The sequence below is a fragment of the Mycobacterium sp. genome, from assembly GCF_036488105.1.
Classification (GTDB): Bacteria; Actinomycetota; Actinomycetes; order Mycobacteriales; family Mycobacteriaceae; genus Mycobacterium.
The window spans coordinates 1-8,063 of the sequence record NZ_DASXHW010000429.1 but is presented as its reverse complement, the minus strand read 5'-3'; the positions used below and the strand labels follow the sequence as shown (position 1 = coordinate 8,063).

Annotated in this window: 9 protein-coding genes; 6 read left to right on the top strand and 3 right to left on the bottom strand. The window is 67.8% G+C overall.

Features of this window, described 5'->3' with window-relative positions; translation table 11 throughout:
* Positions 1-109: 109 nt before the first annotated feature.
* Entirely contained in the window at positions 110-289 is a 180-nt protein-coding gene (locus VGH54_RS22675; RefSeq protein ID WP_331513878.1) for a hypothetical protein, read from the bottom strand.
* A gap of 197 nt (positions 290-486) precedes the next feature.
* On the opposite strand from VGH54_RS22675, the gene bioB reads away from it, so the two are divergent.
* Genes bioB through VGH54_RS22660 form a run of 3 tightly spaced genes read left to right on the top strand, consistent with a single transcriptional unit; the run spans position 487 to position 2,387 of the window.
* Positions 487-1,521 carry a biotin synthase BioB gene (bioB, locus tag VGH54_RS22670; protein WP_331514353.1) on the top strand — a complete coding sequence of 345 codons (1,035 nt, stop codon included), beginning with the start codon at positions 487-489 and terminating at the stop codon, positions 1,519-1,521.
* A 12-nt stretch (positions 1,522-1,533) separates the two neighbouring features.
* Complete coding sequence (locus VGH54_RS22665) at positions 1,534-1,761, top strand: hypothetical protein (protein WP_331514352.1); 228 nt, start codon at positions 1,534-1,536, stop codon at positions 1,759-1,761.
* The gene (locus VGH54_RS22660) at positions 1,758-2,387 is read left to right on the top strand and encodes a DUF2567 domain-containing protein (protein ID WP_331514351.1); all 630 of its coding nucleotides are present in this window, start codon (positions 1,758-1,760) and stop codon (positions 2,385-2,387) included. The genes VGH54_RS22665 and VGH54_RS22660 overlap by 4 nt, the downstream gene beginning before the upstream one ends.
* Here the strand turns inward: VGH54_RS22660 and VGH54_RS22655 are convergent.
* Positions 2,382-3,725 (bottom strand): lipase family protein, encoded by a 1,344-nt coding sequence (locus VGH54_RS22655; RefSeq protein WP_331514350.1) that lies wholly within the window; start codon positions 3,723-3,725, stop codon positions 2,382-2,384. The genes VGH54_RS22660 and VGH54_RS22655 overlap by 6 nt on opposite strands.
* A gap of 62 nt (positions 3,726-3,787) precedes the next feature.
* Positions 3,788-4,498 (bottom strand): NUDIX hydrolase, encoded by a 711-nt coding sequence (locus VGH54_RS22650; protein WP_331514349.1) that lies wholly within the window; start codon positions 4,496-4,498, stop codon positions 3,788-3,790.
* Between the two features lie 50 nt (positions 4,499-4,548).
* Between VGH54_RS22650 and nadA the strand changes: the two genes are divergently transcribed.
* Genes nadA through nadC form a run of 3 tightly spaced genes read left to right on the top strand, consistent with a single transcriptional unit; the run spans position 4,549 to position 8,062 of the window.
* The gene (gene nadA, locus VGH54_RS22645) at positions 4,549-5,622 is read left to right on the top strand and encodes a quinolinate synthase NadA (protein ID WP_331514347.1); all 1,074 of its coding nucleotides are present in this window, start codon (positions 4,549-4,551) and stop codon (positions 5,620-5,622) included.
* The gene (locus tag VGH54_RS22640; protein WP_331514346.1) at positions 5,619-7,205 is read left to right on the top strand and encodes an L-aspartate oxidase; all 1,587 of its coding nucleotides are present in this window, start codon (positions 5,619-5,621) and stop codon (positions 7,203-7,205) included. The genes nadA and VGH54_RS22640 overlap by 4 nt, the downstream gene beginning before the upstream one ends.
* On the top strand, positions 7,205-8,062 hold the full coding sequence (nadC, locus tag VGH54_RS22635) for a carboxylating nicotinate-nucleotide diphosphorylase (RefSeq protein ID WP_331514345.1): 858 nt from the start codon (positions 7,205-7,207) through the stop codon (positions 8,060-8,062). The genes VGH54_RS22640 and nadC overlap by 1 nt, the downstream gene beginning before the upstream one ends.
* Position 8,063 lies beyond the last annotated feature (1 nt).

The following is an 8,063-nucleotide window of genomic DNA, read 5'->3' as shown; positions in this document are numbered from 1 at the left end:
CCCACCGCGCTGTGGCCCGCCCGAAATCGTTCAGGCGCTGAACTTACTTCACAGTAGGTAGCCTGCGGGCGCTGCGTTCAAACTTCGGCTGATTTGCTGCCAGCGCGTCTCAGTCACGCCGTTCGTCGGACGTGTCGCGGTTGGTCACCTGCTGATCCTCGTCGGGTGTGCGCCGATCTTTGATCGCGACATACAGCACCACGGCGACGACGATCACGGCCGGCAAGAACGCCGGTCCGGCCAATAGGAGCCAATGGTGAGCGACGTATTCGACGTGTGCACTACTCAATTGCGTTCACCCCTGGCGCTCTGTGACCTACCCCTATCGGGTACCCCGTTGCCGCGGCGCCGACCACATGACGTTTGTGCAGGTGCACACCGCTAGCCTAGCCTGGGCACCGGTCAACGCTCGTTGCGAGAAGCCCGGGTCCACTGCGTCCCGAATGCGTGGACAGGACAAGTGACAAAGACTTTAAGGAGTAGCTGGTGACTCAGGCGGCGACTCGGCCAACATCCGACACCGACCGCACCGACATCTTGGCGATGGCCCGTCACCAGGTGCTCGAGGGTGGCGAGGGGCTGAGCCAGCAGCAGGTGCTCGAGGTTCTGCAGCTGCCCGACGAACGGCTCGAAGAGCTGCTGGCACTGGCGCACGAGGTGCGGATGGCCTGGTGCGGTCCCGAGGTCGAGGTCGAGGGCATCATCAGCCTGAAAACTGGTGGCTGCCCCGAAGACTGTCACTTCTGCTCGCAGTCGGGATTGTTCGCCTCGCCGGTGCGCAGCGCCTGGCTGGATATCCCCAGCCTGGTCGAAGCGGCCAAACAGACCGCCAAATCCGGCGCCACCGAGTTCTGCATTGTCGCGGCGGTCCGCGGACCAGACGAGCGGTTGCTGGCTCAGGTGGCTGCGGGTATCGAGGCGATCCGCGACGCCGTGGACATCCAGATCGCCTGTTCGTTGGGCATGCTGAGCGCCGAGCAGGTGGACCGTCTAGCCGCGATGGGCGTGCACCGCTACAACCACAACCTGGAGACCGCTCGCTCCTTCTTCCCCAATGTCGTCACCACCCACAGCTGGGAAGAGCGCTGGGAGACGCTGTCGATGGTGCGCGAGGCCGGCATGGAGGTCTGCTGTGGCGGCATCCTCGGCATGGGCGAGACGATCGAGCAGCGCGCCGAGTTCGCCGCCAACCTGGCCGAGCTGGACCCCGACGAGGTGCCGCTGAACTTCCTCAACCCGCGACCGGGCACGCCGTTCGGCGATCTGGACGTACTGCCGGCCAGCGAGGCGCTCAAAGCAGTGGCCGCATTCCGGTTGGCCTTGCCCCGGACCATGTTGCGCTTCGCCGGTGGTCGCGAGATCACGCTCGGCGACCTGGGGGCAAAACAGGGCATCCTGGGCGGCATCAACGCCGTGATCGTCGGCAACTATCTGACCACGTTGGGACGGCCCGCTGAAGCTGATCTGGAGCTGCTCGATGATCTGCAGATGCCGATCAAGGCCCTCAACGCCAGCCTGTAGAGCGAGACATTGATGCTCCGCGATCTGCCTGCGCCGGTAGGAGCGGGCCTTTTCAATGTCTACACCGGCGATGCCGCCGGCAGCGCGGTGCCGACGGCGGCTCAGCTTGGTTTAGAGCCGCCCCGGTTCTGCGCCGAATGCGGACGCCGCATGGTGGTTCAGGTCCGGCCCGACGGCTGGTGGGCGAAATGTTCGCGGCATGGGCGGGTGGACTCGGCCGATCTGGAGTCGCAACGATGACCGACGTACAGACCGGCGCGCCGCGGATTTCTCGACGGCGGGCGGCAATCACGGTGACGGTGGGACTGCTGCCGGTGGGCGCGCTCGTCGGCGCCCTGTGGGCGTGGTTGGCCCCGCCGATCAAAGGGGCAGTGGCGCTGACGCATAGCGGTGAGCGGCTGCACGAATACCTGAGCAGCGAAGCCGATCATTTCTTCGTCTCCGCATTCCTGATGCTGGGTCTGCTGAACGTCGTCGCCGCGGTGGCAGCCGTACTGGTCTGGCAGTGGCGGCCACATCGCGGACCCGGGATGGTCATCGCGCTGTGCACCGGAGTGGTGATCGCGGCGGGCGTGGCGGTCGGCGTGGGCGTGCTGCTGGCGCATTTACGTTATGGCACACCAGATTTCGCTGCGGCGCCGGTGAGCCACGAGCACCCGCTGTTCTACGTTACTGAGGCGCCGTCGGTGTTCTTCGGCCCGTCCTGGCTGCAGAGCGCCTGCACGCTGCTGCTACCGGCCGCGACCGCCGCATTGGTCTACGCCGTACCGGTTGCGGCGACCGCGCGCGACGATCTCGGCGGCTATCCGGCCGTCACGACGGTGTATCCGCGGCCTGACAACGTGGAGAGCGCCGCACGGTCATAGCGGGCGGTGGTGGACTGCCTTGCCGGTGATCACCTTGGCCGCGACCACGGCCAGCCGCGCCATTCCGACGTAGGTCGCCGGGTTGAACATCGTCGGCCATTTCGTTCGGATCAAATGATCGCTCAGCGGCCGGCGTGCATACCGGTCCTGCAGCCAGCGCAACGCCATTGGCGCCGACAGCGGATGCAGCAGCAGGTGCTCGTTGAACGAATCGCGGTGATAGGTGACATCGGCTCCGCCCGCCGAATAGGCGTCGGCCAACCGGTCGATATCCTCGACGTCGATCAGGTAGTCGTGCACGGCCTGCACGATCAGCACCGGCGGCGTGGGCACCTTGACGCCCAGCCGGATGCTGTCGAAGACGTGCTGAACCTCGGGCATCGTCAGGATTTCTTCCAGTGGCCGGTCGAGGAATTCGCCGACGTCCTTCTTGACCATCCGGAGAACCGCGCCGACCGTCGTCATGCTTTCCAGTCGCCGCAGCAGCGCTCGTCCCTCATCGCTGACGTGCTCGTCGATCACCCGGTCCAAGTCGGGGTAGATGTGGACCAGCGCGGCGATCACCATGGCCGGCAGGCCGGACAAGTAGGTACCGTTGAGCCGGCGGAAGGTGTGGCCGAGATCGCCGACCGGTGACCCGAGGACCGCGCCGACGATGTCCAGCTCGGGCGCGTAGTCGGCGCACAGTTCGGCGGCCCATGCCGTCGCCAGCCCGCCACCCGAATAACCCCACAGCGCCACCGGCGCCGACGAGGACAGCCCGAGTCGCTCGGCACTCAGCGCGGCCCGAATCCCGTCCAGAATGAAGTAACCGGGCTCGAAGGGCGCCCCCCACATTCCGGTTCGGCCCTCATGGTCGGGTATCGACACCGCCCAGCCTTCAGCCAGGGCGGCGGCGATCAGCAGATATTCCAGCTGAGCCAGCGAACCGATGGCCTGGGCGCGTCGCCGCAACGCGTACGACGGAAAACAGCGGGACGAGACGGCGTCGATCGCGCATTGGTACGACAGCACCGGGCAGGGCCGATCGGGCGTGACGTCGGCCGGCACGATCACCGTCGTGGCCGTCGCCTCCGGCCGGCCGTGCATGTCCGTCGTCCGGTAGAGCAGCTGGGTGGCCATCGTCCGCTGCGGGATCAGGCCGAGAAAAGCCAGCTCCACATCGCGCGAACGCAGCACCGTGCCGGGCATGGCGTGCCGGTAACCGGGCGGTGGCTCGTAGAACGGGTCCTCGGTGGGCAGTACTGGGCGGGCCTTGGCCTGCAATTCCTCGTGGGGCGCCCGACCGATCCACTCGGCACCGGTTTCGACTGCGCTCGCAAGGTTGCCAATGTCCATCGGGGCATTCTTGCTTAAGAAGGCCCTAAGAATCCAGTCGGCCCGCCGGTGAGTCGCCCACGTCACGTCGACCCGGGCGGGCGCAGCGCGGCGAACTCGTCGGTGACGCGCAACTGCGAATCGGTGAAGCGGTACAACGCCGCCGGTCGACCGCCGCTGCGGCCGGAGTGCGCGACGGTGCCGGTCGGGGTGATCACCCCGCGGCGGGCCAGCACGCGCTGCAGATTGGTGGTATCCACCTGATGGCCCAACGTGGCGCTGTAGATGTCACGCAGCGTCGACATGACGAATTCGGTTGGAGCCAAGGCGAATCCGATGTTTGTGTAGGACATCTTCGCGACCAGTCGGGTTCGCGCGTGAGCGACCATCGGACCGTGGTCGAAGGCCATCGGTGGCAACGCGGTGACCGGGTGCCAGCGGGTGTCGAACGGCAGTTCGGGGATGGCGGGGGAGGGAACCAGGCCCAGGAACGTCGACGCGATCGTGCGGGTGCCGGGCAGCCGGTCGGGCTCGGAGAACACCGCGAGCTGCTCCAGGTGCGCGACTTCGCGCAGGTCAACTTTTTCGGCCAGCTGCCGGCGCACCGACGTCCCCATGTCTTCGTCGTGGCGCAGCCGGCCACCTGGCAGCGACCATGAACCGCGCTCGGGATCTTGGGCGCGTTGCCAGAGCAGGACGCTGAGCTCGGGCTTCTGCGTCATCGGACCTGGCCCGAGCCCGCGAACCTGGAATACGACGGCGAGCACTTCATGCGCAGTGCTACCATGGGCCATGTTTTCGATTATAAGTCGAAAACCGTTGCCGGGAGGCGAAAGGATCGACTATGGCAGTCGTGAATCGCACCGACGTGCTGTCGAACAGGCCGGTTGAAGACATGGCAAACGATCTCGCCGCGGGCATCACCAACTCTTCCAACGGTTTCGGTGGCATCGAGGGTGACGAGCAATGGGCCGCCGAGATCCGTCGGCTGGCCGACCTGCGGAACGCCACGATCCTGGCGCACAACTATCAGCTGCCGGCCATTCAGGATGTCGCCGACCACGTGGGTGACTCGCTGGCGCTGTCCAGGGTCGCGGCCGAGGCGCCCGAAGACACCATCGTGTTCTGCGGCGTGCATTTCATGGCCGAGACCGCCAAAATCCTCAGCCCGAACAAGACCGTGCTCATCCCGGATCAGCGCGCCGGCTGTTCGCTGGCCGACTCGATCACACCCGAAGACCTGCTGGCCTGGAAGGACGAACACCCGGGCGCGGTCGTCGTGTCCTACGTCAACACCACCGCCGCGGTGAAGTCGCTCACCGACATCTGCTGCACGTCATCCAACGCCGTCGATGTCGTCGCATCCATAGATCCCGACCGTGAGGTGCTGTTCTGTCCCGATCAGTTCCTCGGGGCCCACGTGCGCCGGATGACGGGCCGAGACAACGTCCACGTATGGGCCGGCGAATGCCACGTACACGCCGGGATCAACGGTGACGAGCTCGCCGAGCAGGCCCGCAAGCACCCGGACGCCGAGTTGTTTGTGCACCCGGAATGCGGTTGCGCGACCTCCGCGCTGTATCTGGCCGGCGAGGGCGCGTTTCCGGACGACCGGGTCAAGATCCTATCGACCGGCGGCATGCTGGACGCCGCGCGTGCCACCCGGGCCCGCCAGGTCCTGGTCGCCACCGAGGTCGGGATGCTGTATCAGCTGCGCAACGCCGCCCCTGACGTCGACTTCCAGGCGGTCAACGATCGCGCGTCGTGCAAGTACATGAAGATGATCACCCCCGCCGCGCTGCTGCGCTGCCTGGTCGAAGGCGCCGACGAAGTTCACGTCGACGCCCAGACCGCGCAACGGGCGCGCCAAAGCGTGCAGCGGATGATCGCGATCGGCCAACCGGGCGGCGGCGAATGACCATTCACCCGGCCTGGCAGGAGAGTGCCGACGTCGTTGTCATCGGCACCGGCGTCGGCGGTCTGGCCGCGGCGCTGGCCGCGCACCGCGCGGGCCGGCGGGTGGTCGTGCTCAGCAAGGCCGGCCGCAAGCCTGGTGCGACGGCCACCCACTACGCCCAGGGTGGCATCGCGGTGGTGTTGCCGGACACCGACGACTCGGTCGACGCGCACGTCTCCGACACCCTGGCGGCCGGTGCCGGGTTGTGCGATCCCGATGCGGTGACGTCGATCGTTGCTGACGGCTTCCGGGCTGTCACCGAATTGGTCGGCGATGGAGCGCAATTCGATCAGGCGGCGGGCGGGGGTTGGGCGCTCAGCCGCGAAGGCGGGCACTCGCAGCGACGCATCGTGCACGCCGGCGGCGACGCCACCGGAGCCGAGGTGCAACGGGCGCTCGACCATGCGGCGACCACGCTGGACATCCGGACCAAGCACGCCGCGCTGCGATTGCTACACGACACGGCTTCGGGAACGGATGCGGTCACCGGTGTGCTGGTGGCCGATCGGCGGAGCATCGGCATCATTCACGCGCCGTCGGTGATCCTGGCCACCGGCGGACTCGGCCAGCTGTACGGCGCAACCACCAACCCCACCGGCTCCACCGGCGACGGCATCGCACTGGCGCTGTGGGCCGGAGTCGCGGTGAGCGACATCGAGTTCATTCAGTTCCACCCGACGATGCTGTACGACGGCCGTGACGGCGGTCGCCGACCACTCGTCACCGAAGCGATTCGCGGTGAGGGTGCGGCTTTGGTTGACAGCCAAGGCAATTCGGTCACCGCGGGTGTGCATCCGATGGGGGACCTGGCGCCACGCGATGTGGTGGCCGGCGCTATCGACGCGCGGCTACGCGCGATCGGCGACGAGTGCGTCTACCTCGACGCCCGCGATATCGAGGATTTCGGGCGCCGCTTCCCGACCGTCGCCGCCGCCTGCCGGGCGGCCGGTATCGACCCGGTACGTCAACCCATCCCGGTGGCCCCGGGTGCGCATTACAGCTGCGGCGGCGTGGTGACCGATGTCCACGGTCGCACCGAGCTGCCGGGGCTGTTCGCCGCGGGCGAGGTCGGCCGCACCGGGATGCACGGCGCCAACCGCTTGGCGTCCAACAGCCTGCTGGAGGGGCTCGTGGTCGGTGGCCGGGCGGGCCGAGCCGCCGCCGAACACGCAGCGCTGCTCGGACGGGTCCGCGCGACGGCAGGGGAGCCGGCCGGCTGTGCGGCGCTGGCCCGCGGTGACCTGCAGCGGGCGATGACCCGCAACGCCTCGGTGGTCCGCGACGCTAATGGCCTGCGCCGATTGATCGGAACGCTGTCGCAAGCCCCGCCGAGCGCGATCACCACCCGGGCCGGCCTCGAAGATGCGGCGCTGACGGTCGCCGCCCGCGCGGTGGCGACCGCGGCGCTGGCCCGCGAGGAGAGCCGCGGTTGTCACCACCGGGCCGAATACCCCGATGCGGCTGCCAAACCGGCTCGCGGCCTCATCGTCCGACTCGACGCCGACGACAGCGCGCAGGTCGAGGAGCTGGCGGCGGTCTGCTGATGGGCCTCTCTGACGGGGATCTCGTCGAGGCTCGTGCCACGATCGCCCGCGCGCTCGACGAGGACCTGCGTTACGGCCCGGACATCACGACAGCGGCCACCGTGCCCGAAGGTGCGGTGACGACGGCGTCGCTGATCACCCGCGAGCCCGGCGTGATCGCCGGGGTCGACATCGCGATCCTGGTGCTCGACGAGGTGCTCGGCCGCGACGGCTACCGGATCGTGGATCGCGTCGAGGACGGGGCCCGACTGCAGCAGGGCGCGTCGGCGTTGACAGTGGAAGCCGGGATGCATGGCCTGTTGACCGCCGAGCGCACGCTGCTGAACCTGGTCTGTCACCTGTCCGGGATCGCCACCGCCACCGCGGCCTGGGTGGACGCGGTGGACGGCACCAAAACCAAGATTCGCGATACCCGCAAGACGTTGCCTGGTCTACGCGCCCTGCAGAAGTACGCGGTCCGGGTCGGTGGCGGCGTCAACCATCGGCTCGGTCTCGGTGACGCGGCGCTGATCAAGGACAACCATGTCGCGGCCGCCGGCTCGGTGGTCGCAGCGCTGCGCGCGGTGCGGGCCGCAGCACCCGACCTGCCGTGCGAGGTCGAGGTCGACTCGCTCGAACAGCTCGACGAGATCCTGGCCGAGGGCGCCGAATTGGTGTTGCTCGACAACTTCCCGGTCTGGCAGACCCAGATCGCGGCGCAGCGCCGCGATACTCGGGCACCGGCAACCAAACTCGAGTCCTCGGGCGGGCTTTCACTCGACACCGCTGCCGACTATGCCGGGACCGGAGTGGACTACCTCGCCGTCGGGGCGCTCACACATTCGGTGCGGGTGCTCGACATCGGTCTGGATGTCTAGG

Excerpts from the sequence above, each read along its gene's own strand:
- nadA (WP_331514347.1), top strand. The coding sequence starts at position 4,549 with ATGGCAGTCGTGAATCGCACCGACGTGCTGTCGAACAGGCCGGTTGAA.
- VGH54_RS22665 (WP_331514352.1), top strand. The coding sequence starts at position 1,534 with ATGCTCCGCGATCTGCCTGCGCCGGTAGGAGCGGGCCTTTTCAATGTC.
- nadC (WP_331514345.1), top strand. The coding sequence starts at position 7,205 with ATGGGCCTCTCTGACGGGGATCTCGTCGAGGCTCGTGCCACGATCGCC.
- VGH54_RS22655 (WP_331514350.1), bottom strand. The coding sequence starts at position 3,725 with ATGGACATTGGCAACCTTGCGAGCGCAGTCGAAACCGGTGCCGAGTGG.
- VGH54_RS22640 (WP_331514346.1), top strand. The coding sequence starts at position 5,619 with ATGACCATTCACCCGGCCTGGCAGGAGAGTGCCGACGTCGTTGTCATC.
- VGH54_RS22650 (WP_331514349.1), bottom strand. The coding sequence starts at position 4,498 with ATGGCCCATGGTAGCACTGCGCATGAAGTGCTCGCCGTCGTATTCCAG.
- VGH54_RS22660 (WP_331514351.1), top strand. The coding sequence starts at position 1,758 with ATGACCGACGTACAGACCGGCGCGCCGCGGATTTCTCGACGGCGGGCG.